General features: G+C 64.0%; 17 protein-coding genes and 1 tRNA gene. 9 read left to right on the plus strand and 9 right to left on the minus strand.

The annotated features are described in order from the left end of the window. Positions 1–3: 3 nt before the first annotated feature. Positions 4–1,827 (minus strand): tetratricopeptide repeat protein, encoded by a 1,824-nt coding sequence (locus P0D96_RS22605; protein WP_408315361.1) that lies wholly within the window; start codon positions 1,825–1,827, stop codon positions 4–6. Positions 1,828–1,871: 44 nt separating this feature from the next. Beyond that, positions 1,872–3,680 carry a tetratricopeptide repeat protein gene (locus P0D96_RS22610; protein ID WP_408315362.1) on the minus strand — a complete coding sequence of 603 codons (1,809 nt, stop codon included), beginning with the start codon at positions 3,678–3,680 and terminating at the stop codon, positions 1,872–1,874. A gap of 261 nt (positions 3,681–3,941) precedes the next feature. Between P0D96_RS22610 and P0D96_RS22615 the strand changes: the two genes are divergently transcribed. Then, complete coding sequence (locus P0D96_RS22615; RefSeq protein WP_408315363.1) at positions 3,942–4,223, plus strand: hypothetical protein; 282 nt, start codon at positions 3,942–3,944, stop codon at positions 4,221–4,223. 155 nt (positions 4,224–4,378) lie between these two features. On the opposite strand, the gene htpG is transcribed toward P0D96_RS22615, so the two are convergent. Both htpG and P0D96_RS22625 read right to left on the minus strand, forming a co-directional pair. Beyond that, on the minus strand, positions 4,379–6,277 hold the full coding sequence (gene htpG / locus P0D96_RS22620) for a molecular chaperone HtpG (protein ID WP_132375394.1): 1,899 nt from the start codon (positions 6,275–6,277) through the stop codon (positions 4,379–4,381). A 180-nt stretch (positions 6,278–6,457) separates the two neighbouring features. Continuing rightward, the gene (locus tag P0D96_RS22625) at positions 6,458–7,912 is read right to left on the minus strand and encodes an aminotransferase-like domain-containing protein (RefSeq protein WP_408287342.1); all 1,455 of its coding nucleotides are present in this window, start codon (positions 7,910–7,912) and stop codon (positions 6,458–6,460) included. A 264-nt stretch (positions 7,913–8,176) separates the two neighbouring features. On the opposite strand from P0D96_RS22625, the gene P0D96_RS22630 reads away from it, so the two are divergent. The 6 genes from P0D96_RS22630 to P0D96_RS22655 all read left to right on the plus strand — a co-directional run bounded on the left by P0D96_RS22630 (position 8,177) and on the right by P0D96_RS22655 (position 15,981). Next, positions 8,177–8,878, plus strand: coding sequence for a VOC family protein (locus tag P0D96_RS22630; protein WP_408315365.1), 702 nt, complete (start codon positions 8,177–8,179; stop codon positions 8,876–8,878). A gap of 72 nt (positions 8,879–8,950) precedes the next feature. Next, positions 8,951–10,147, plus strand: a complete 1,197-nt coding sequence (locus P0D96_RS22635; protein WP_408315367.1) for an aminotransferase-like domain-containing protein — start codon at positions 8,951–8,953, stop codon at positions 10,145–10,147. A gap of 88 nt (positions 10,148–10,235) precedes the next feature. Further along, positions 10,236–10,700, plus strand: coding sequence for a RidA family protein (locus P0D96_RS22640; RefSeq protein ID WP_132375398.1), 465 nt, complete (start codon positions 10,236–10,238; stop codon positions 10,698–10,700). Between the two features lie 166 nt (positions 10,701–10,866). Beyond that, entirely contained in the window at positions 10,867–11,757 is an 891-nt protein-coding gene (locus P0D96_RS22645; RefSeq protein WP_408315369.1) for a PhzF family phenazine biosynthesis protein, read from the plus strand. Positions 11,758–12,250: 493 nt separating this feature from the next. Beyond that, positions 12,251–14,605 (plus strand): bifunctional diguanylate cyclase/phosphodiesterase, encoded by a 2,355-nt coding sequence (locus P0D96_RS22650; RefSeq protein ID WP_342960554.1) that lies wholly within the window; start codon positions 12,251–12,253, stop codon positions 14,603–14,605. A 167-nt stretch (positions 14,606–14,772) separates the two neighbouring features. Continuing rightward, the gene (locus tag P0D96_RS22655; protein WP_342960565.1) at positions 14,773–15,981 is read left to right on the plus strand and encodes a chromate transporter; all 1,209 of its coding nucleotides are present in this window, start codon (positions 14,773–14,775) and stop codon (positions 15,979–15,981) included. A gap of 104 nt (positions 15,982–16,085) precedes the next feature. On the opposite strand, the gene P0D96_RS22660 is transcribed toward P0D96_RS22655, so the two are convergent. From P0D96_RS22660 to P0D96_RS22680, 5 genes are all read right to left on the minus strand, one after another. Further along, positions 16,086–16,544, minus strand: a complete 459-nt coding sequence (locus P0D96_RS22660) for a CopD family protein (RefSeq protein ID WP_408315371.1) — start codon at positions 16,542–16,544, stop codon at positions 16,086–16,088. Positions 16,545–16,776: 232 nt separating this feature from the next. After that, positions 16,777–19,101: a DNA topoisomerase IV subunit A gene (gene parC, locus P0D96_RS22665; protein ID WP_408315373.1), complete on the minus strand. Its 2,325-nt coding sequence runs from the start codon at positions 19,099–19,101 to the stop codon at positions 16,777–16,779. A gap of 64 nt (positions 19,102–19,165) precedes the next feature. Then, positions 19,166–21,151 (minus strand): DNA topoisomerase IV subunit B, encoded by a 1,986-nt coding sequence (locus P0D96_RS22670; protein WP_408315375.1) that lies wholly within the window; start codon positions 21,149–21,151, stop codon positions 19,166–19,168. A 356-nt stretch (positions 21,152–21,507) separates the two neighbouring features. Next, on the minus strand, positions 21,508–23,445 hold the full coding sequence (locus P0D96_RS22675; RefSeq protein WP_408315376.1) for an ATP-binding cassette domain-containing protein: 1,938 nt from the start codon (positions 23,443–23,445) through the stop codon (positions 21,508–21,510). A 180-nt stretch (positions 23,446–23,625) separates the two neighbouring features. Next, positions 23,626–24,027 carry a DUF4399 domain-containing protein gene (locus tag P0D96_RS22680; protein WP_408315378.1) on the minus strand — a complete coding sequence of 134 codons (402 nt, stop codon included), beginning with the start codon at positions 24,025–24,027 and terminating at the stop codon, positions 23,626–23,628. Positions 24,028–24,352: 325 nt separating this feature from the next. Here P0D96_RS22680 and P0D96_RS22685 point away from each other — a divergent pair, with 325 nt between their 5' ends. Together P0D96_RS22685 and P0D96_RS22690 are read left to right on the plus strand one after the other, a co-directional pair. Beyond that, positions 24,353–24,544, plus strand: coding sequence for a rubredoxin (locus P0D96_RS22685; RefSeq protein WP_007175738.1), 192 nt, complete (start codon positions 24,353–24,355; stop codon positions 24,542–24,544). A 260-nt stretch (positions 24,545–24,804) separates the two neighbouring features. After that, positions 24,805–24,879 (plus strand) — tRNA-Arg (locus P0D96_RS22690). The last annotated feature ends 54 nt before the right edge of the window (positions 24,880–24,933 follow it).

The following is a 24,933-nucleotide window of genomic DNA, read 5'->3' on the forward strand; positions in this document are numbered from 1 at the left end:
TTTTCAATCAGCGACAAAATCGCGCAATGCTCGTGCGACCTCGTCGAGCACCGTATCCCAACGCCCCAACTCGCGCTGCCTGAACAGACGCGCCGACGGATACCACGGACTATCGTCGCGCTCCGTCATCCAGCGCCAGTCGGTGAACGTGGGCACCAGCACCCAGACCGGCGTGCCGCATGCGCCGGCCAGATGGGCAACCGCCGTGTCCACCGTAATCACCAGATCGAGCGACTGCAGGATCGCCAGCGTGTCGGCGAACGTGCCGATCTCCGGCCCGAGCCTGTGCATGCCGATATCCGCGTGCCACGCCACCGCCTCGTTCTGTGCCTCGCCCTTTTGCAGCGCGAACCATTGCAGGCCAGTCTGCTGCAAAACCGGCAGCCATTCGCGTAACGGAATCGAACGATAGCGATCGAGCCCGTACGCCGGATTGCCGGCCCAGACAATGCCGACGCGTTTTCCGAGCGGACCGCGCGCATCGGCCGCACAGATTGCATCGAGGTGGTTCTGCCAACGTTGCACTTGCGCCGGCTCCGCTCGCAGATAGGACGTCGCGAGCGGCAGCATCGGCAGGTCCAGCTTCATATGCTCCGGCATTCTGAGCATGCGGCACCAGTAGTCGTACGGTCCGGGCGGCGCCGTGGTCCACGCGGCATGCACGCCGGCCGCTCCGCGCGCTACTTCGCTCAGCGGAGCCTCGACCCAGACGTCGACCTGCGCGCCGCGCCGATGCAACCACTCGGCCATGCGCAAGAACTGCAGTTGATCGCCCAGCCCCTGCTCGCCGACGAGCAGAAAGCGCCGGCCCGTCACCCGCTCGCCTTGCCACTCCGGATATGGCGGGCGAACCAGATCGTGATTTTCCGGCAGCGCCTCATGCCAGCGGTATTGCATCCAGCCGTTTTCGTAGTCGCCCGCGCGCAGTTGTGCCGCGGCGAGGTTGAACTGCATCGACGGATGATCGGGCATCAGCCGCGCGGCTTCGACGGCATGCGCATACATGGCCGGAAAGTCGCCCAGCATATTGAACGCAAATGACGCGTTGTGATGCAGCCAGCCGTTGTGCGGATCGACGCCGAGGCCTTCGGTGGCGACGCTGATTGCATCCCTGAAACGCTCCACGCCGTTCAATGCGAAGGCCACCTGTTGCAGCGCGGATGCGTCGCCGCCGAAGCGAGCGCGCAGCTCGACGAGCACGCCGTCGATCCCCGCACCGCGCTGCGCTCTCGACAACGCCGCAATCAGTTCGAGCGCGTCCGTCAGGTGCGTCGAGTCGAGCGTCCACGCATGCAGCCAGTAGTCCGCGGCGTCCTGATAACGTTCGAGCTCCGTACTGATCTGTGCGAGCGCGCGAACGGCATGATGCAATGCCGGCTCGAGTTCGAGCGCCTCGAGGTAGTGTCCGCGCGCTTCGACGAGACGCTTCGCAAGCTTCAGGCAATCGCCGAGATTCCGATGCAGGCTCGCAGTGCCGCCATCCAGGTCCATCGCGCGATGGTAAAACGCTTCGGCGGCCGTCAGCTCGCCGCCCAGCGCGGCGATCAAGCCGCGATGCTCCCAGATATCCGCGCGCTCAGGCGCGACGCTCAATGCCTGATCGAGATACTCGCGCGAAAGTTCGGGCCGCTCGACGCGAAATGAGGCGAGGCCGAGACGATGGAGCGCGTGCACGTTGCGCGGTTGTTCGGCGAGAACGCGCTCGTAGCCGGCAATCGCTTCGCGATGGCGCCCCGCGGCGAAGCAGGCATCGGCACGCGCGGTGATCGCGCCGACATCGTTGGAGGCGCTGGTATGGAGTGGGAATTCGGGTTCGTGCATCGACATCGATCAGTTGCGTGAGTTGCTCAACGTGGGGTGGCTTGCGCCGCTCAAGCTGTCCGGTCCGGCGCCATCATCGTCTTCAGACGCGTGGCCACGCGCTCGACCACCGGCGCCCACTGGGCAGGCTGCGGCTGTCGGAACAGTTCGACCGAGTCATACCAGGGCTGCGTCTCCTCGTTGCCCCACGACCAATGCGAAACGTGATCGAGCATTGCGAACACGCGATGCCCTAACGCGCCGCCGAGATGCAACGGTGCGCTGTCGATAGTCACGAGTGCGTCTAGTGCGGCGAGATGCGCCGCCACATCGGCGAAGCCGTCTTCGTAATCGCCGGTCAGATCGCACAGACGAAAACCCTGCGCGGCCAGCGCCGTCACATCGGCGTGGCGTCCAGGCGTGAGCGGATGGAATACGACATCCGGCAGCCTCAGCAACGGCGCCAGTGCCGCGAGCGGAATCGATCGCTTGGCGTCGCGCCGATGCGTCGGGCTGCCCGACCACACGAAACCGATGTGCCACATCGCAGCGGGCGCCTGCGCGCTGATCCGTTCGCGCCACGCCGCGACCTTCGACGCATCGGCCTGCAGGTAAGGCGCGCCGCGGATCTGCTCCGGTTCCAGACCGAGCACGAGTGGCAGGCTCATGAGCGGCAAAGCGTAATCCGGTGAGCCGAGCGGACCTTCTTCGATCGACACGCAGTCCGCGTAGGAACGCGCAAACAGCGGTTGCAACGCGCGACGCACGGCGAGCGCCAGCCGTCCGCCTTCGTCACGCACACGTGCCGCCAGATACGGAACCAAGCGGACCATCTGGATGTCGTCGCCGCTGCCCTGCTCGCTGTGCACGACCAGGGTCTTGCCGCTGAGCGCTTCGCCATGCCAGCGCGGACACAAACGCATCATCACGCTGACGATGTTGTTCTGCTGGCGGTCTTCGCGCGCAAGACGCGCCTCGAAACGCGGCCACGCGCTCGACCAATCGCCGCGCCGTAATTCCAGGTCCGCGAGATCGACCGCTGCCTGCACCGCCGACGGATCGATCGCGAGCGCCGCACGCAGTGCCGCCTCGCTGCCCTCGTAGCGCGCCTGCTCGTTCAGATACATGCCGATGGCCGCCAGCACGTCCGCGTTGCCGGGCGCGACGGCGTCCACGGCGCGCATGGTGGCCTGCGCCGCTGGCGCGTCGTTGCACTGCCATTGCGCGTGACTGAGTTGCCACGCCATCTCCGCATCGGCGGGATTGCGCGCAAGCCTTTCGCGGCAGATACGCTCGACCATCGGCCAATCGCGCACTTCGCGTAACGCCAGCACGAGTTGCAGCGGCACCGCCGGATCGACCGAGGGGTCGAGCGCGTACGCCCGCAACAACGCGGCGCGACGCTCGTCCCGCGCGCTCGTGTCAGGCAGCGCCGCCAACGCGATCGACAACCACCACGGCGCGCGCGCGTCCTGCGGCGCTCGACGCTCATAGGCACGCAAGATCCGCGCGGCCGCCGACTGCGCGCCGCACGTCTCGATCAACCACACGACCCAGTCGATCGTTGCCTCGACCGGCTGCACGGCCACCGCGCGCTCGCTGTTGCGCTGCGCGGCGCTGGTGTAGCCGAGCGCGTCGGCGAACAGTGCGACCCGCGCATGGCGCGCTCCGTTCGCGCACGCTTGCGCCTGCGACGCGCTGTGATACGCCTCTTCGAAACGCCCCGCGCTCGCGCACAAGTCGGCGTGCAACTGCGGCGTTGCGCCGGCCACGGCGAATTCGACCGCGCGACGCGCGGCGGCATCGAAACCTTGCTCGCGCAGGATCGACCACAGGAGATGAACGGAATCGAGAGATACTGCCAGGGCGGAATCGGACATGGGAGTTCAGTGCGTTGTTGTTGTCATGCGCGAAGGCGTAATCACAAAAATAAGACCTGGTGATTTCAACGCCTAGAGATTGGAAATAATCCTTCAAGCCTCCGAATAAAAATCGCGCGAGCATAAGACAAAACCGCGTTTTCACATCTCATAAATCAATCTCAATTTAATGACGTTGATTCTATTTAGTTAGTTAACCATAATTAATTTCAGTCGACTACGAGTAATGCCCGTTAGTCGATCAGTTTGATCAACTACAGCATGGAGCAATGTTTGAATACTGAAAAATTGAAGGAAACGTCCGACCGCATCGCTCATCTGGCTGCGATCGTTCTACGGCGCGCGGGTGTCGCGCAACTGGAAAAGGAACTGGCGGGCTCAGCGCTGGCGCAACACCACACGTCGAAACAGACCAGCAAGGCCATCGGCAGTCTCGCGGCGAAAGTGCTGGCCGATCACACGTCGTGTCACGAGGCAAAAGAGTTGGCCGGTTGCGTGCTCTCGCAAGCGCGCCATCTGGATGAATCGGTGCCCGCGCGTTAAGCACCCGTCCTGAGGCGGCCTAAGCGGAGTCAACTGCGCTTCGCTCCGTCACGCCGCACCAGGCCGCACCAGGCAAAAAAAATGCGCTGCGGAAGCAGCGCATCTTTCAACTCCAGGCGTCAGTAAGACGCCGCGTAATCAAACTCGACCCACGCTCAATTCGCGCGCGCCAGCAGCAGCGCATTGGTGCGCTTCACGAAGCTCGCCGGATCGTCCAGCGCGCCGCCTTCGGCGAGCAATGCCTGATCGAACAGCAGATGGCACCAGTCGTCGAAGTTCGCGCTGTCCGCATGCAAGCCCTTCACCAGCGCGTGCTCCGGATTCACTTCGAGAATCGGATGGAACGACGGCGCTTGCTGGCCCGCGGCCTTGAGCATGCGTTGCAGATAGCCGCTCATTTCGCCGTCGTCGGCAACGAGGCAAGACGGCGAATCGGTCAGGCGGAACGTGAGACGCACGTCCTTGGCCTTGTCCTTCAGCGCTTCCTTCATTTTCTCGACGAGCGGCTTGAACTCTTCGCCGACCTTCTCCTGCGCCTGCTTTTCCTCGTCGTTCAGCGCGCCCAGATCGAGATCGCCGCGCGCCACGCTTTGCAGCGGCTTGCCTTCGAATTCGTTCAGGAACGACAGGATCCACTCATCCACGCGATCGGTCAGCAGCAGCACTTCCACGCCCTTCTTGCGGAACACTTCGAGGTGCGGGCTGTGGGTCGCGGCCTGCCAGGTGTCGGCGGTCACGTAGTAGATCTTGGTCTGCTCGGGTTTCATACGCGCGACGTAGTCGGCCAGCGACACGGTCTGCTCCGGCGTGTCCGTATGCGTCGACGCAAAGCGCACGAGCTTCGCGATCCGCTCGCGATTGGCAAAGTCTTCGCCGATGCCTTCCTTCAGCACCTGGCCGAATTCCTTCCAGAAACCGGCGTACTTTTCCTTGTCCGCCTCGTTATCGGAGTTGGCCAGTTCTTCGAGCATCGACAGCGAACGCTTGGTCACGCCTTCGCGGATCGCCTTCACGTCGCGGCTTTCCTGCAGGATTTCGCGCGACACGTTTAGCGGCAAATCCGCCGAATCGACCACGCCCTTCACGAAGCGCAGATACGCCGGCAGCAGTTGCTCGGCGTCGTCCATGATGAACACGCGCTTCACGTACAGCTTCAGGCCGCCGCGATAGTCGCGGTTGAACATGTCGAACGGCGCGTGGGTCGGCACGTACAGCAATTGCGTATACTCGCTGCGGCCTTCCACGCGATTATGCGTCCACGTGAGCGGATCCTGATGGTCGTGCGAGAGATGCTGATAGAACTGCTTGTACTGTTCGTCGGTGATGTCGTTCTTCGCGCGGGTCCACAGCGCACTGGCCTGATTGACGGTCTCGTCCTCGTCCTTGGTGACCATCTCGCTCTTTTCCGCGTCCCACTCTTCCTTCTGCATCAGGATCGGCAGCGCGACGTGGTCGGAGTACTTCTGGATGATCGATTTCAGACGATGCGACGACAGCAGGTCGTCTTCATCCGCACGCAGATGCAGCGTGATGGTCGTGCCGCGCGCGGCGCGCTCGATCTGCTCGACGGCGAAGTCGCCCTCGCCCGCGCTTTCCCAGCGCACGCCTTCCGAGGCCGGCAAACCGGCGCGGCGCGTTTCGACCGTGATCTTGTCCGCGACGATAAAGCCCGAATAGAAGCCCACGCCGAACTGGCCGATCAGCGCCGCGTCTTTCTGCTGGTCGCCGGAGAGCTTGCCGAAGAATTCCTTGGTGCCCGAGCGCGCAATCGTGCCGAGGTTGGCGATCGCTTCGTCGCGACTCATGCCGATGCCGTTGTCGTCGAGCGTGATGGTGCGCGCGGCCTTGTCGTACGACACGCGAATCCGCAGGTTCGGATCGTTTTCGTACAACGCGCTGTTTTCGATCGCTTCGAAGCGCAGCTTGTCGGCCGCGTCGGACGCGTTCGAAATCAGCTCGCGCAGGAAAATTTCCTTGTTGCTGTACAGCGAATGGATCATCAGGTGCAGAAGCTGTTTCACTTCTGCCTGAAAGCTCATGGTTTCTTGTGCCATGGTCGGACTTCCTCTCTGTTGCGAATGGGGGTTCAAGTCGGGCGCGGCGCCGTTCGTTGCGGCCTGCCGGCTTGCCGCCGGCGGAACGCCGGTGGGCCGCCGCCGCTGGGCCGAAGCGCCGGCCGCCGGATGCGCCGGCCGCCGGATTGTCCGCGTAATTGGGGGCAAGCCGGCGCGGTTTCAAGAGGCGCGGCGCGCCACGCTGTCGAGATAACGGCACAAAAAGGTTGCCAGCTCCGGATCGCCGCAGTTGGAAATATTGAAGCGCATCCAGGTGGTCGACGACTGCTGCGGGGAAAACAGGCTGCCGGGCGTCAGCAGAAAACCGGCCTCGTGGCCGGCGGCCGCCAGCGCGTCGGCGTCGACGCCCGTGTCGGCCCACAGGAACATGCCAGCCATGGGCGTCAGGAACAGCTTCAGGCCGGTCTTCTCCAGCATCCGCACGGATTTCTCGCGCACGCCGTCGAGCCGCACACGCAGCCGTTCGACATGCCGCCGGTAGTGGCCCTCGGTCAGGATCTTGTACAGCACACGCTCATTCAGTTCCGGGCTCGTCATGCCGACCAGCATCTTCTGGTCGCTGACCGCCGTGGCCACTTCAGGCGCGCAGGCGACGAAACCGACCCGCAGATTCGGCGCGAGCGTCTTCGAAAAACTGCCGAGGTAGATCACGCGCTTCAACTGGTCGAGGCTCGCCAGGCGCGTGCCCGGATAGCTCGGCGGACATAGATCGCCATAAATATCATCCTCGACGACGATGAAATCGTACGCTTCGGCAAGACGCAGAATGCGGAACGCCTGGGCCGCTGTGAGTGACGTGCCGGTCGGGTTTTGCAGCACCGAATTGATCACCAGCATTTTCGGCCGCCACGTCTGCACGAGCGACTCGAGCGAGTCGAGATCCGGGCCGTCCGGCGTATACGGCATGCCGACCAGCCGCGCCCCCTGCGACGCGAAACGCCCGAACATCTGAAACCACGCCGGATCGCCGACGATCACGGCATCGCCCGGCTTGACGTAGATGCGCGAGATCAGGTCGATGGCCTGCGTGATGCCGGACACCATCACGATTTGATCCGGCGATGCGCCGATCTCCAGTTCCTCGAGCCGCGTCTGCAATTGCTGGCGCAGCGGCAAGAAACCCAGCGGCGTGCCGATGCCGAGCATCTGCGCGCCGCTTTGCCGGCCGAGCGTGCGCAGCGCGTTGGTGATCAGGTCGCCGTCGAGCCAGCGCGCCGGCAGATAACCCAGACCGGGACTGCGTTCTGGCCGCGCGCCGGTGTGCAGCATGTTGCGCAGCAGCCAGACCACGTCGATCGTGGCAGGCGCCGGCGCCGCCTCGGTGAGCGGATGAATCTCGGTGCTGGCCGACGCGCCCAGCCGCTCGCGCACATAGAACCCGGAGCCGCGCCGCGACTCCAGAAAACCCTGCGCCACCAGCCGTTCGTACGCCTCGACCACGGTGAAGCGCGACACGCCCTTGTCGAGCGCGAGCTTGCGGATCGACGGCATGCGCATGCCGGGGCGGAACACGCGCTCCTCGATGCGGCGGCGCGCCCACTGGACGAGCTGCTCGACCAGCGTCAGCGACGCCGTGTCGTGCGGGGCGGGAATCTGGGCGAGCGGGACGGACATGACGGGCTCCAACTGTACCGAACAGTATCGAATGGATTGTACCGTTACTGTGCCGGTCGGCGTCGTTACATTTGAGAGCAGTAAAGGATGGAATGCGGCACGGCAAGCCTCACCACGCCTACGCGCTCTCCGGCAAAACCCTGCCGAACACCCATCCGCATGGCCCGCCGATCCGGCAAACGGTTATGCTTACGGCCCCGGCAGCGTTGCCGCGACACCCGGCACGCTCCGGTTTACCGCAGAAACCGTTTTCCCCGATCCGTCATGACTGCTCATCCGCTCCGCCTCGATCACCTCGTGATTTCCGCCCGCACCCTCGACGAGGGCACGCGGTACGTCGCCGATACGCTCGGCGTCGCACCGGCCGGCGGCGGCGCGCATCCGCTGATGCGCACGCACAACCGCCTGCTGAACTTGTGGGGCGGCGTGTACCTGGAAGTGATCGCGGTCGATCCGCAGGCCGCATCGTTGGCCACTGCGCCAGCCGACGGCAGCGCGCCACGCCCGCGCCTCTTTGCCCTCGACGACCCGGCAACGCACGCGCGGCTCGAAAACGGACCGTATCTGTCGCACTGGGTCGCCCGGGTCGAGCGGCCGAAACATCTGCCGACGTGGCAGGCGCAGTATCCGCAGCGCATTCCACCCGTCGTGCCGATGACGCGCGGCGATTTCACGTGGGGCCTGACCGTGTCCGACGACGGCGCGTTCCCCGCCTGGCAAGGCATCGGCGACGGCGTGCTGCCCTCGTTGATCCAGTGGGATACGACGAACCATCCGTCCACGGCCTTGCCGGAAACGGAGATTTCGCTGAGAGCCTTGAAAGGCGCGCATCCGCAAGCCGATACTATGGCGGCGCAACTGCGTTGGCTCGGCGCAGCGCATCTGATCGAGTTGCAGCCCACGCAAGGCGCCCCGGCGCTCAGCGCCGAATTTGAGACGCCCGACGGTCTACGGACCCTTAAATAAGCAGCGCGCGCGGGTCGCCGACTCGCGCGATAATTGAAGTTTTGACCGGTTCCAGTACCAGCAGAGGAGACCATGGACCAAAGCGACTTGAAAGCCCCCACGTGGCAATTGTCCGAACGCGCACGCAAGCTCACGAGCTCGGCGATCCGCGAGATTCTGAAGGTCACGGAGCGGCCCGAAGTCATTTCGTTCGCGGGCGGCCTGCCTTCGCCGGCGACCTTCCCGGCCGAACGCATGCGCGCGGCAGCGGACCGCATTCTGCGCGACGAACCCGCCGCGGCGCTGCAATACAGCGCGACCGAAGGCTTTCTGCCGCTGCGTGAATGGGTCGCGAAGCGCTATTCGGTGAACGGCGCGCAGATTCGTCCGACTCAGGTGCTGATCACGACCGGCTCGCAGCAGGCGCTCGACCTTCTCGGCAAGGTGCTGGTATGTCCGGACAGCCCGGTGCTGGTCGAAACGCCGACCTACCTCGGCGCGCTGCAATCGTTCTCCATGTACGAGCCGCGCTACGTGCAAGTGCCGACCGACGAACAAGGCCTCGTCCCCGAAGGGCTCACGCCCGAACTGACGGCCGGCGCGCGCCTCCTGTACGCGCAACCCAATTTCCAGAACCCGACGGGGCGCCGCCTGCCGGTCGAACGCCGTCGCGCGCTCGCCGAATTCGCGAAGACCGCGCCGTTCCCGGTGATCGAAGACGATCCGTACGGCGCGCTCGACTACGCGGGCGAACCGCTGCCCACCATGCTGTCGATGGCGCCTGACCACATCGTCCATCTCGGTTCTTTCTCGAAGGTGCTGGCGCCGGGCCTGCGGGTCGGCTACATCATCGCGCCGGAAGAGTTGATCTTCAAACTCGTGCAAGCCAAGCAAGCCACGGATCTGCACACGCCGAGCTTCACGCAGCGCATCGTGTACGAAGTGATCAAGGACGGCTTCCTCGACACGCACGTACCGACCATCCGCGAACTGTATCGTGATCAATGCGCGGCCATGCTGGCCTCGCTCGAACGCTACATGCCGGAAGGCGTAAGCTGGAACCGCCCGGAAGGCGGCATGTTCGTGTGGGTGAATCTGCCCGCGCAGATCGACAGCATGAAGCTGCTGGAAGAAGCTGTCGCGCAGAACGTCGCGTTCGTGCCGGGCGGTCCGTTCTTCGCGAGCGAAGCGCAACACAACACGCTGCGCCTGTCGTTCGTGACGGTGCCGCCGGCCAAAATCGACGAAGGCGTGTCGCGTCTCGGCGCGCTGATCCGCGCGAAAATCTAAACGCTGCCGCGCGCTTGTTTGCGCGCGGTTTGCGCGATTTTCGCCCGGCCCGCATCCAGCGAATTCCACTACTGACGAAGGACACACCATGGCTCAAACGAATATTTACGACAGGCTCGAGGAACTGGGCATCGAACTGCCGACCGCCGGCGCACCGGCTGCCGCGTATGTGATGAGCGCGCAAAGCGGCAACACGGTGTATCTCTCCGGACATATCGCCAAGAAGGACGGCAAGGTGTGGACCGGCAAGCTCGGCGCCACCCTCACGACCGAGGAAGGCAAAGCCGCCGCACGCTCGATCGCCATCGACCTGCTCGCCACGCTGCACGCGCATGTCGGCGATCTGAACCGCGTCACGCGCATCGTCAAGCTGATGAGCCTCGTCAACTCGACGCTCGAGTTTACCGAACAGCATCTGGTCACCAACGGCGCGTCCGAACTGGTCGCCGACGTGTTCGGCGAACGCGGCAAGCATGCGCGTTCGGCATTCGGCGTCGCCCAGATTCCGCTCGGCGCGTGCGTCGAGATCGAGATGATCGCCGAAGTCGAGTAACGCAGTCGACGCCGCCGGTTCATCCGGCGCAGCGGAACAGGAACGCGTCGCGAGGTGTCAGCCACCCGCGGCGCGTTTTGCATTTGTGGCGAGGTAGATCGTTCCGCCGTCAACGGATAGAATCCGCCAACCCTATCCATCCGTTTGATTCGCTGGACCGCGCCCGATGCCCGCTCACACTGTCCGTTTCAAACAAGTCGACGTGTTCACGTCGGTGCCGTTCAAAGGCAATCCGCTTGCCGTCGTGTTCGATGCCGATGCACTCGATGCGAATCAGATGCAGGCCATCGCCCACTGGACCAATCTCTCCGAAACGACTTTCCTGTTGAAGCCGACCGACCCGGCCGCCGACTATCGCGTGCGCATTTTCACCACGCATGGCGAACTGCCGTTCGCGGGTCATCCGACGCTCGGCACCGCGCACGCGCTGCGCGAAAGCGGCTATCAGCCGAAGCAGGCCGGCAAGCTCGTGCAGCAATGCGGCGTGGGACTCGTCGAACTCGAGGCGCTGCCGGGAGCGGACGGCGCGTGGGCCTTCGCCGCGCCGCCCGCGCGAGTCAAGCCGCTTGCCGAGGATCGCTACGCGGCACTCTCTACGGCTTTACGTAGCGACGCGATCGATTTCAGCGCGACGCCCTGCGCGGTCGACAATGGTGCGCCGTGGCTCGTGGTGCGCGTCAATTCGGCGCGTGAATGCCTCGCGCTGGAACCCGATGCCGCCGCGTTAGCCGACATCGTGCGTTCGGTCAATACGCATGGCCTCGCCGTCTACGGCCCGCACGAGGCCGGCGGCCCGGCCACTTTCGAGGTACGCTGCCTGATGGCCGGCGGTAGTTTCGGCATCGGTGAAGACCCTGTGACAGGCAGCGCCAATGCGGCGCTCGCCGGCCTGCTGAGCGCCCAGCAGTTGCGCCCGGGCACGCACTATTCAGCCCGTCAAGGCACCGCGCTGGGCCGAGCCGGCCAGGTTTCCGTGCACTACGACGACGCACGCCGCAAGACATGGATCGGCGGCCCGTCGGTGACGATTGTCGACGGCACGTTTCGCTTGCCCTGATCGGCACGCCCCTTGCCTCGTTCATGTGTCAGGCATGCAACCGGAAGCGGCATAGGGTTCGCCCTGCCTGGCCGCGCTTGACCACAAAACGCCGCATCGTTTGCGCGATTAAATGCGCCTTGCATTGGGAGAGGCCTGTTAAAGGCCTGGCACACCTGAATGCCGGCGCGCCTCGCCGCCGATTCCCGATGAAATACTCGAACACGACAGCGCAGCGGCCGCCTCAAGATTGGCCGGACGGGGTGTCAAAATCGCCGCACCGGGCAGCTTGCCGCGCCCTCGTATACCCGATGCCCGGCCTCTTCCTTAATCCAGTGGCATTAAGTAATATCGAGACGTACCCGATGACCTGCGGATGGTCAGGCACGGCGCCACGCTTATCTCTTCTGCGCAGCAGTTCCGGCACCTTGGTCACCATGCAGCCACTCATGAAATCAGCGCAGTCGACGCTCGTTCGTTTGCAACCGGCCGGCACCCACGCACGGGCCGCCCGATGAGTCAATCCCGCTTCTCCGACCAGCGCGAAGCCAAAGCACGGCGCGATCCCGCAGTGTCGCGCCGGCGCGCTTTGCTCGCGATTCCCGCGCTCGGCGTATTGGTCCTGATCCTGCTTTGGACGGTGATCTTCGCGCGTCTGTCGGTCGAGAAAGAAGCCACTTATCGTGAAGCCATGGCCTCTGCTGCGATTCTCTCCGCGGCGCTGGAGCAGCACACGGTCAAGGCGATTCACCAGGTCGATCAGATCACCCGCTTTGTCAAATTCGAGTTCGAGAAGACGCCGAATCATTTCGATCTCGCCAGCACAGTGGAAAAAGGCGTAGTGCAAAGCGAGACGCTGGTGCAGGTGTCCTTGATCGACGAGCACGGCACGCTGATCGCCAACACCGCCGAACTCAATCCCAGGCGCATCGATCTATCCGACCGTGAACACTTCAAGGTCCACGAACACGAGAACGACGACCAGTTGTATATCAGCAAGCCGGTGCTCGGTCGCGTGTCCGGTCACTGGACATTGCAGATGACGCGGCGTCTGAACCATCCGGACGGCTCGTTCGCGGGCGTCGTGGTGGTCTCCGAAGATCCCAGCTATTTCACCACCGACTTCTACAACAACGCGGCCATCGGCCGCGAAGGCGTGATCGCAGTGATCTCGGACAACGGCACCGTGCTCGCGCGGCGCACCGGCAGCGCCGAAACCGCCAACGGCGCGTTCTCTGCGAGCGGCTCGTATCCGACCTCGGAGCATGTGTCGGGCACCTACATCGATTCGATCGACAACGTCACGCGGATCGTGTCGTACCGGCATATCGACGGTTATCCGCTCGGCGTGCTGGTGGGTCTCTCGCAAGCCGAAGAATTCGCCGACTACAACCACACACGCAACGTCTATCTGCTAATGGCGGGTTTCATCTCGCTCGCCATGCTGAGCTTCTTCGCCGTGGCCACCGGCCTGATCGGCAAACTGCTCGGCCGCGAGCGCGAGATGACGCATCTGGTCGAATACGATCTGCTCACCGGTCTGCGCAACCGCTACGCGACCTTGCAAACGCTGCGGCACGACGTGGCGCAGCAGGCCAACCTCGGCCGCCTCGCGATTCTCTTTATCGATCTCGACAACTTCAAGACCGTCAACGACACGCTCGGCCACAACGCCGGCGACATCGTGCTGCAAATGACGGCCTCGCGACTCGCCACCGCGGTCGGCGAAGGCGGCGCGTTGAGCCGCATCGGCGGCGACGAGTTCGTCGTCGTGATCAAGGGCGACGACGTCGAGAAGCGCGCCGTCGCGCTCGCCGAGGCCGCGGCCGAAGCGTTCGCCAAGCCGTTCGAAGTGCGCGGCAGTTCGTTCGTGCTGCATGCGAGCATCGGCATTGCGCTCTACTCCGTCACCAACGAAAGCGAGATCGACCTGCTGAAAAAAGCCGACCTCGCCATGTACAGCGCGAAAGACGCGGGCAAGAACTGCTATCAGTTCTATTCGCCGCAACTGTCGCATCGCGCGGATCATTTGATGAAGTGGGAACAGCAGTTACGCGTCGCGCTCGCCGAAGGGCAACTGTTCCTCGCCTATCAGCCGAAGATCGATCTGACGCGCCGCTGCATTACCGGCTTCGAGGCGCTGGTGCGCTGGAATCATCCGCAGCACGGTTTGATTCCGGCCAACGAGTTCATTCCGGTTGCCGAATCGACCGGCCTGATCGTGCCGATCGGCGACTTCGTGATCGAGACCGCCTGTCGGCAACTCGCGCTGTGGCAGCAACAGGGCTACGACACGCTGTCGCTCGCGGTGAACATCTCGGCGGTGCAATTCTGGCGCGGCGACCTGTACGAAACGATCTCGCACGCCATCGAGGAAAGCGGTATCTCCGCGCGCCGCCTCGAGCTCGAAATCACCGAAACGGCGATGATGGAGTATCCCGAACTCGTCTCGGAGAAGATCTTCGCGTTGAAGCGTCTCGGCGTGCGCATCGCGCTCGACGATTTCGGCACCGGCTATTCGTCGCTGTCCTACCTGAACCGCTTCTCGGTGGATACGCTGAAGGTGGACCGTTCGTTCATCCAGGCAATTCCGGGCGACCGCAGCGTCTGCGTGATGGTCACCGCGATCGTCAATCTGGCGCGTTCGCTCGGACTCACGGTGGTAGTCGAAGGCACGGAGACCGAAGAGCAGATTGCGTGGCTCGCCGCGCTCGGCCATATCGAGGCGCAAGGCTTCCTGTTCTCGCGTCCGGTGCCGGTGGACGCGATTCCGGCGCTGCTCGAACGCTTCGGCGTCTGCGGCATGACGGGCCGCCGCACCGCGCACGAAGCGGACAGCGCCAGCAGCGTGTCCAGCACCAACACCTGAGCGGCGCACGCAGCGGGTCGTCACGGGTCATCTACCCGCAGCGCCGCAAAACCGGCTACATTCTCGCTGTACTGCATCACAGCGCGATGCCGCCCGCCGGCCGCGTCAAAACCACTAAACGATGATCTCAAAGGACGAGCGCCCGCGTGCCGGGCGCTCGTGGCGCCATGCAGATGATCACGAGCCAGGATGCTGCCCGACGAGGCGAACGGGAACCGCTATGGACGCTGTTTCGGGTCGTATTCGGCCTGTCCGCGCTGTCATGGGGCGGCCTCGCGCTCATGGCGCAACTTGAAAACCACTATGTCGAACGCGAAGGACGCCTCTCGCGCGTCGCTTTCTCCGATCTGATCGCGCTCGCCTGGATGGTGCCCGGCCCGGTAGGCTGCAACGTCGCCGTGCAACTCGGACATGCGCTGCGCGGACGCGCCGGCGCGTGGGTCGCGGGCATTGCCAGCGTGCTGCCCTTCTTCATGCTGATGACATTGTTCGCGATCTTCTATCGCACGCCGTTCGTGCGCGCCGCCGCCTCGCAAACCTTGCTCAATCACTTCAGTGTCGTGCTGGCCACGCTGATCGCGATCACCTGGTACAAACAGACGCGCGCGCTGGTGCGCGGCAAACTCGAATGGGGCGCGGCGGTGCTGGGCTGCATCGCGCTCTTCTATGCGCGCAGTCCGGCCGCTTATGTCGTCATGCTCGGGGCGGCCTTCGGCACCGGCTGGCTGGTGAGCCCGGTTCGGAACTCGCGCGTCGTCGTGTCGTTCGCGCGCGGCGACTGGCAAATGCTGACCGCCCTGAGCGTGTTTCTCGTGTTGTTCGCGATGCCGTTGCCGCATCGCTATGAACTGGCGCTGTTGTGGCCGCGGCTTGCGGGTGCCGGCATGACGTTGTTCGGCGGAGGCTTCTCGGCGTTGCCGGTGCTCAAGACGCTGTTCGTCACGCCGGCGATCGGAGTCTCCGATAACGACTTCACGCTGGCGTTCTCGCTGTCGCCGCTGTCGCCGGGGCCGCTGTTGAACGTGGTGCCGTTCTTCGGCTATCTGGTGGATGGCTGGGTGGGCGCGCTGATTGCCACGCTCGCGTTATTCGTGCCGTCGGGGTGCCTCGTCGTGCTGGCACAGCGGCATCTGCATCAGTTGAAGGCCAATCCGCGCTTCGAGCACGGCATGCGGATCCTGCGCGCCGTCACCACCGCGTTTCTCGCGGTGGCCGTGCTGCGCATTGCCGCGCATGTGCCGTTCAAACCGGTTTATCTGCTGACCGCGTTGTTCTCCGCGATGTGCTTCGCCAAGCTGAAGGTGCCGGTGTACGTGGTGTACGGGACGGTCGCGGTGGTGTGCGGGCTGTGGCTCGCGTATGGCGCGCTGATCTAGACGGCGCAGCGGCGCTTCGCTCGATGATGGCGAGGCTTCAAGGGTGCGCCGCGCGGCGGTGTCACCACGCGGCGATCGGACTTCAAACGGGTAATTGCAAAATTTTAGAAGCCGCGCGACAGCACCGCGACGCCGATCGTCACCACGCCGAGCACGATATTGATCAGCACCAGACGACGGATCGTGCCGACGGCCCGCGCGCCATCCGGCCATTTTTGCGCCTGCACTGCGCGGCGGATGCGCGGGAACACGGCGAAACGGATGTGCCCGAAGATCAGCATCATCACAATGCCGAGGCCGGCCATGGCATGCAGCGGCCAGGTGGCATGCCCACCGCCGAATTGCATCAGCAGGAAGCCGCCGGTGAGGAGTATCACCAGCACGGAGGCGCCGACCCAATTGAAGAAGCGGCCGAACACCGATTCCCACAACGGCAAGCGTAATTGAGGCGAGAGATCGGCAATTGCCGGGCGCAGACAGAAATGCGCGAACACCATCCCACCTACCCACACGGCAACCGCGAGCAGATGGAGAAAGAGCGCGAGTTCGATAGCCTTATTCATGTTGTTTTCCTCTCCCGACGACGCCACACCGCGCATAACGAGCGGCTATTGAGCGCATTCGACCGCGCGCTATGCACGCAGTTCCATGGCATTCGTGGCTTTCACGCCGTTTTTGTAGTTGTTATCGCAGCATGCCCACCGAAATGGCGATGCTGCTCCCCGGTCTTGTACTACGCACGACAAGCACCTCGCATGCTAGCAGACGCTTGCCGTGTTCCAGCATCAAGCTTTGTTAAACGGCCAGCACGGGACGCATGCCTTCGAGCTTCATCTTGCTCTCAGGCGCGCGGCCCTTGCGCGCCCGCTTGCCGATATGCGGCGCGAGCGCGGCGCCGCTCACCTTTTCTTCGTCGACGCGGCCGCCACGGCGCGTGCCGATCAACACGACACCCGCGTTATTGATGGCCAGCGCCTGCACGAGCGTTTCCTTGTCGTCGAGGCCCATCAGCGTGACGCCGCGGCCGCCGCCCGAGAGCGTCTTCATCTCGTCGAGGCCGAACACCAGCAAACGCCCGCCCGAGGAGAGACACGCAATGTGCGTCGCGTCCGGCAGCATCGGCATCGGCGCGAGCGGCGCGGCGCCGGTGTCGATCGTCATGAACGACTTGCCGGCCTTCACGCGGCTCACCATGTCGCCGACCTTGGCGACGAAGCCGAAGCCGTTGCTCGAAGCAAGCAGCAACGCCTGATCCGCGGACGCCGCGTAGTAATGCATCAGATGGCTGCCCGACTCCAGTTCGATCAGCGACGTGACCGGCACACCGTCACCGCGGCCGCCCGGCAGCATTGCCACCGCAACCGAATAGACGCGGCCGTTGCTGCCCCACGCGACCAGCGTGTCCGGCGTGCGGCACTGGAAGGCCGCATAGAGGCCGTCGCCGGCCTTGAACGTGAAGCCCGCCGCGTCCAGGCCGTGGCCCTTCAGCGCACGCACCCAGCCCTTCTGCGAGACGACGACCGTCACCGGTTCATCGACCACGCGCGCTTCGAACGTCGCGCGCTTTTCCTGCTGGATCAGCGTGCGGCGCTCGTCGCCGTACTGCTTGGCGTCGCCTTCGATTTCCTTGATGAGCAGGCGCTTCATCGCCGATTCGCTGCCGAGCAGTTCTTCCAGCTTGGCCTTCTCGTCTTTCAGTTCGGCGAGTTCCTTCTCGATCTTGATCTTCTCGAGCCGCGCCAACTGACGCAGCCGGATTTCAAGAATGTCCTCGGCCTGACGATCGGACAGGCCGAACGCGGCCATCAACGCGACCTTCGGCTCGTCCGATTCGCGGATGATGCGGATGACCTCGTCGATATTCAAAAAGACGATCATCCGGCCTTCGAGGATGTGAATCCGGTCGTCGACCTTCGACAAACGATGACGCGTGCGGCGCGTGACCGTGGCGAAGCGGAACGCGATCCACTCGTGCAGGATTTCGCTCAAGCCCTTCTGGCGCGGCCGGCCGTCGCCACCGACCATCACCAGATTCAGCGAGGCGTTGGATTCCAGGCTCGTATGCGCGAGCAGCGTATTGACGAAATCGGTCTGATCGATGCGGCTCGACTTCGGCTCGAACACGAGACGCACCGGCGCGTCCTTGCCGGACTCGTCGCGCACCGCGTCGAGCAGCGCCAGCATGGTCTGCTTGGTCTGCAGCTGTTCGGGCGTGAGCGCCTTCTTGCCGAGCTTGATCTTCGGATTGGTCTGCTCTTCGATCTCCTCGAGCACTTTCTGCGCGGCCGTATTCGGCGGCAGTTCGGTGATCACCAGTTGCCACTGGCCGCGTGCGAGCTCTTCGATCTTCCAGCGCGCGCGCACCTTGAGGCTGCCGCGGCCGGATTCGTACGCCGCGGAGATTTCCGCTTCGCTCGAAATGATCTGGCCGCCGCCCGGAAAGTCCGGACCCGGAATGTGCTGGATCAATTCAGCGTGCGTGATCTTCGGATTGCGGATCATGGCAACGGTGGCGCCCGCGACTTCGCGCAGATTGTGCGACGGGATTTCCGTGGCCAGACCCACCGCGATGCCGGACGCGCCGTTCAGCAGCACGAACGGCAAGCGCGCCGGCAACAACCTCGGCTCGTCGAACTCGCCGTCGTAGTTCTTCATGAAATCGACCGTGCCCTGGTTGATTTCATCGAGCAGCAGCTTCGCGATCGGCGTGAGGCGCGCTTCCGTGTACCGCATTGCCGCCGCGCCGTCGCCGTCGCGCGAACCGAAATTGCCCTGGCCGTCGATCAGCGGATAGCGCATCGAAAAGTCTTGCGCGAGACGCACCAGTGCGTCGTACGCGGACTGGTCGCCGTGCGGGTGATACTTACCGAGCACGTCGCCGACCACGCGCGCCGACTTGACCGGCTTCGCGTTGTCGGACAGACCCATGTCGTTCATCGCGAACAGGATGCGGCGCTGCACCGGCTTCTGGCCGTCGCACACATCCGGCAGCGCGCGGCCCTTGACCACGCTCACCGCATAGTCGAGGTACGCGCGTTCCGCGTAGTTGCCGAGCGTGAGAAAGTCGCCCTCCGGGGGCGGCGGCTCGGTGAAAAGGTCGAGAGTGTTATCGTCGTCCATCTAGATTCCGTATCCGTGTTTGGCGTGAAGTTTTCGTGCGGAGTGAGTGCGCTTTAAAAAGCGCTCAGATATCCGCTTCTACTTCGTTGCCCTTTTCTTCCAGCCAGCTGCGGCGCGACGCCGCTTCGCCCTTGCCCATCAGCATCGTCATGCGCGCGACCGTGGCGTCGTAGTCGAGTTCGCCGAGCGCCACCGGGGAGAGGCGCCGCGTGTCGGGGTTCATCGTGGTATCCCACAACTGTTCCGCGCTCATTTCGCCGAGACCCTTGAAGCGGCTGATGGACCATTGCGTGTCGCGCACGCCGTCCTTGCGCAGCTTGTCGAGAATCGCTTCGAGTTCGCCCTCGTCGAGCGCGTACAGCTTCTGCGCCGGCTTCTTGCCGCGCGCGGGCGCGTCGACCCGGAACAGCGGCGGACGCGCGACGCACACATGTCCGCGTTCGATCAGCTGCGGGAAATGCTTGAAGAACAGCGTGAGCAACAGCACCTGAATGTGCGAGCCGTCGACGTCCGCGTCCGACAGAATGCAGATCTTGCCGTAGCGCAGATTCGACAGGTCGACTTTGTCGTCAGGGCTGTGCGGATCGACGCCGATCGCCACCGAGATGTCGTGCACCTCGTTGTTGGCGAACAGGCGGTCACGCTCGGTTTCCCACGTGTTCAGCACCTTGCCGCGCAGCGGCAGGATGGCCTGATATTCCTTGTCGCGGCCCATCTTCGCGGAGCCGCCCGCCGAGTCGCCCTCGACGAGGAACAGTTCGTTGCGGCCGATTTCCGTCGATTCGCAATCGGTCAGCTTGCCCGGCAGCACCGCGACACCCGAGCTCTTGCGCTTCTCGACCTTCTGCCCGGCGCGCGTGCGCGCCTGCGCCTGCTTGATGACGAGGTCGGCGAGCTTCTTGCCGTGCTCGACGTGCTGATTCAGCCACAACTCCAACGCCGGCCGCGCGAACGACGACACCAGCTTGACCGCGTCGCGGCTATTCAGGCGCTCCTTGATCTGCCCTTGGAATTGCGGATCGAGCACCTTCGCGGACAACACGAACGACACGCGCGCGAACACGTCTTCAGCGAGAAGCTTGACGCCCTTCGGCTGCAGGTTGTGCAACTCGACGAAACTCTTCACTGCCTGATACAGACCGTCGCGCAAACCGGATTCGTGAGTGCCGCCCGCGGGCGTCGGAATCAGGTTGACGTACGACTCGCGCATGAGCGTACCTTCCTCGCTCCACGCGACGACCCATGCGGCGCCCTCGCCTTCGGCGAATGTCTCTTCGCTCGCGCGCGAGTTTTCGGCATAGCGCTCGCCCTCGAACAGCGGAATCAGCAGATCGCTGCCGTTCATGCCTTCGAGCAGATAGCCGCGCAGACCGTCTTCGTATTTCCAGGTTTGCTGTTCGCCGGTTTTCTCGTTGATCAGCGTGACTTCGACGCCCGGCAGCAGCACGGCTTTCGAACGCAGCAGACGTTGCAGTTCGCCGAGCGGCAGGTTCGGCGAATCGAAGTACTTGGGATTGGCCCACGCGGTGACACGCGTGCCGGATTTCTTGTCGCCTTTCGTGGCGGCCCGCACTTCGAGTTCCTTGGCGACGTCGCCATTGGCAAAACTCAGTTCGGCGATCTTGCCGTCGCGCCACACGGTAACGTCGAGGCGCGTGGACAGCGCGTTGGTGACGGACACGCCGACGCCGTGCAAGCCGCCCGAAAACGTGTACGCGCCGCCGGCGGCTTTGTCGAACTTGCCGCCCGCGTGCAGACGCGTGAAAACGATCTCGACGACCGGCACGCCTTCTTCCGGATGCAGACCGAAGGGAATGCCACGGCCGTCGTCCTCGACCGAGACCGAATGGTCCGCGTGCAGCGTGACCGTGATTTGCCGGCCGTGGCCGCCGAGGGCCTCGTCCGACGCGTTGTCGATGACTTCCTGAATGATGTGCAGCGGATTCTCGGTGCGGGTGTACATCCCGGGCCGTTGCTTGACCGGCTCCAGACCCTTCAACACCTTGATCGACGCTTCGCTATACGCGGCGTTTGGCTTTTTCGTAGACATGGTTGACTCGGGTGCGTCGGTTCATCGTTGTCCACAGGTCCTGTTCACAGGTCTGTGGACAATGCGTTGAGTTTTCAAAAAAAGCGAAACGAAACAACGGGGTTAGGTGGGGTGCCCGCAGTGCGGGCAAGCTGTTTTGTCGCATGGCTTCCCGTTGGCGCGCTCGACGGCGGCTCGAAGCCTGCCCTGCAAGTGCAACAAGGCGGGCAACGTCGACGCTGGTGCGAACGCCGGGGAAGCCTGTTCGCGGGGTATTTTACTGATTTCGATACGCGCGGCAATTCACGATGCACGGGATTGGCCGTCTGGATAAGGGACGGCGGTGGCGCGGCCCCATCCCGCGCCGCCCCCGCGCCTCATTTGCGCCGGTTTTCCAGCTCGTCCCAACGCTCGAGCGCGACCAGCAGTTCTTCGTCGATCGCGGCATAGCGCTCCGTCAAACGCGTGCCTTCCTGCGCGTCTTTGGCGAACACCGAGCCGTCTTCGAGTTGTGCGCCAATCGCTTTCTGCTCGGCTTCCAGCGCGGCGATCTTCTCCGGCAGCGCCTCCAGTTCGCGCTGCTCCTTGAACGACAGCTTCGCGGCGCGTTGCGTATTGCGGCCCGCGGAACTGTCTTTGGCCGCGGCCGCATCTTTGCCCGCGTCCTTGCCGGCTTCTTTCTGCGCGTCCAGCGCCATTTGCTGCGAACGGTCGCGCTGGATCTGCCAATCGGTAAAGCCGCCGACATACTCGCGCCACTTGCCGCCGCCTTCGGACGCGATCACCGAGGTCGCGACGTTATCGAGGAACGCGCGATCGTGGCTGACCAGCAGCACCGTGCCGTCGTATTCCGTGAGCAGTTCTTCGAGCAGTTCGAGTGTCGGAATGTCGAGGTCGTTGGTCGGTTCGTCGAGCACCAGCACGTTGGCCGGACGCGCGAACAGACGCGCGAGCAGCAGGCGGTTACGCTCGCCGCCCGACAGCGACTTGACCGGCGAACGCGCGCGTTCCGGCGCGAACAGGAAGTCGCCGAGATAGCTCATGACGTGCTTCTTCTGGCCGTTGACTTCCACCCACTCGCTGCCCGGGCTGATGGTATCGGCGAGGCTCTTGTCCAGATCGAGTTGCGCGCGCATCTGGTCGAAATACGCGACCTGCAGATTCGTGCCGATGCGCACCGTGCCTTCGTCAGGCGCCAATTCACCGAGGATCATCTTGAGCAGCGTGGTCTTGCCCGCACCGTTAGGCCCGACAAAGCCGATCTTGTCGCCGCGCATGACGGTGGCCGTGAAGCTGTCGACCACCGTGCGCGAACCGTAGCGCTTGGTGACGTCGGTCAATTCGGCGACGATCTTGCCGGACTTCTCGCCCTGGCCGACGTCGAGCTTGACGTTGCCCTGCACGTTGCGGCGTTCCGCGCGCTGGTTGCGCATTTCCACGAGCCGCGCAATCCGGCCGACGCTACGCGTGCGGCGCGCCTCGACGCCCTTGCGAATCCACACTTCTTCCTGCGCGAGCAGCTTGTCGAACTTGGCCGCTTCCACTTGCTCGACTTCGAGCTGCTGCGCCTTGCGCGTCTGATAAGCCGAGAAATTACCCGGATACGACAACAGACGCCCGCGATCCAGTTCGACGATGCGCGTGGCGACTCGGTCGAGGAACGCACGGTCGTGGGTAATGAAGAGCAGGCCCGCGCGCAGCGACACCAGCAGGTCTTCGAGCCAGCGGATGCCGTCGAAGTCGAGGTGGTTGGTCGGCTCGTCGAGCAGCAGCACGTCCGGCTGCACGACCAGCGCGCGCGCCAGCGCCACGCGCTTTTGCATGCCGCCCGACAGCGAGCCCACCCGCGCCTCCCCGTTCAGACCGATCTGCTGCAGCGTGGTCGCGACGCGCGTGCTCCAGTTCCAGGCGTCCGAATGGTCAAGGGCCGATTGCAGCGTGTTCATGCGCGACATCAGCGCGTCGTGCTCCGGGCCTTCCGGCTCGTCGGCGAGCTGGTTGGCGACCGCGTCGTATTCGTCCAGCAGCGCGCGGGCGTGCGTGAGGCCGGCGGCGACCGCTTCGAACACCGTGTCGTCCGTGTCGAACTCCGGCTCCTGCGGTACGTAAATCGTGCTCAGACTCTGCTGGCGCGTGACGAGGCCGTCGTCAGGCTTGGTCAGGTCGGCGACGATCTTCAGCAGCGACGACTTGCCCGCGCCGTTGCGGCCGATCAGCCCGACGCGTTCGCCGGCTTCGAGAGAGAAATCCGCGTGATCGAGCAACGCGACGTGACCGAACGCCAGTTGGACTCCGGTAATGGTGTAAAGCGACATGGAGAATTGGAGAAGACAGCGATGAGTCGGAACTGCCCATTGTACCGGGCGCACGGGCGGGTGCCTGTATGCCGGAAGAGATAGATCGAACGGCCGGCTTGCCGGACGCGGATAGCCCGGCTGCGCATGGCGCGGACGCCGGACGGGCAGTTGCACCCACCCGGCTGTCCCGTCGGCGGGTTACTTCACGTGCACCGTGATGGTCTTGCTCATTTCCGGACCGTACGAACGATGCGCGCCGTCGCCGAATTGCAGCGTCAGCGTGTGGTCGCCCGGCGGCAGCGTCAGATCGGTTTCGGTCTGGCCCTTGCCGAAGTGCAACGACTTGTCGTTCGCGGGGATGACCTCGCCCTTGGGCAGCGGCTTGCCGTCCACCAGCAGATGATGGTGGCCCGTGCCTTCCGTCATCGTGCCGGCCGGCGCTATCTTCATGCCGTCGACGCCGAACACCACGTGGACGGGATTGCTGACGGTCGCGCCGTCCGCCGGCTGCACGAACGACACGCTCGCGGCGTGCGCCGCACCGGATACGGCGAGCAATCCGGCCAATGCCGCACCGACCAACCATTTGTTCTTGAACATCGTTTTTCTCCTTTTTGGGAAACGAAAGGCATGCGCGGGCCATGTCGGCGGCGATGGCGCCTCAGTGGCCTGAGGCCGATCGTCGCAGTTCATGCCAGGCGCCCCGGCGCGCCGGTCCAAAAGATCAGCTGCGGATCAGAGCATACACGCTGTGTGTGACGCGGTCCGTCGAGTGGGTTCGGCGTGGTGCCGGACACTTTGCGGCGCTGCCACATCGGCCGTTTTCAGCCGGATTGACAAATTCCGGTAATATTGCGGGTCGCCGCCGTGCCCAAAAAAGGGGCAGACTGGGCGGATTTTGCATTGAACTAGAGAAGAGTGCGTCGTGAGCGAAGTAATTGAAGTGACTGAATATAAGAGCTGGGTCTGCCTGATTTGCGGCTGGATCTACAACGAGGAAGAAGGCCTGCCCGAAGAAGGCATCGCGCCGGGCACGCGCTTCGCCGCGATTCCCGAAGACTGGCGCTGCCCGCTGTGCGACGTGGGCAAGGCTGAGTTCGCGGTAGTGGAGTTCTGAGGCGGGTTTATTGGGCTGCCGGGGCGCTGCGTTAGGTCGTTGCGCGCGCTGGAGCGATCGCCCGGGCAGTTCACACGGCCCAGCAGGCTTTGACTGCTGGGCCGTTTGCTTTGTGGGACGGGCTTCGGCGCTCCTGCACGGCCCTCCTCGCGTTTGGGCGTGTTTGATATACTCTGCGCTCGCTGGCGAATTTGGACTCGCCCGATCCTCGCGGACCTTGTTCGATAGCGGGATTGCGGCGATCATTTTGGTTTGGTCCTCTCCCTGTAGTTCAATGGATAGAACAAGTGCCTCCTAAGCGCTAGATACAGGTTCGATTCCTGTCAGGGGGACCAACTAGCTTCCCAGCCTCACCCAAGTTTGCCCAGAAAAGCCCCGTATGCCTTGCG

The sequence above is a fragment of the Paraburkholderia sp. RL17-347-BIC-D genome (genome assembly GCF_046027915.1).
Lineage (GTDB): Bacteria > Pseudomonadota > Gammaproteobacteria > Burkholderiales > Burkholderiaceae > Paraburkholderia.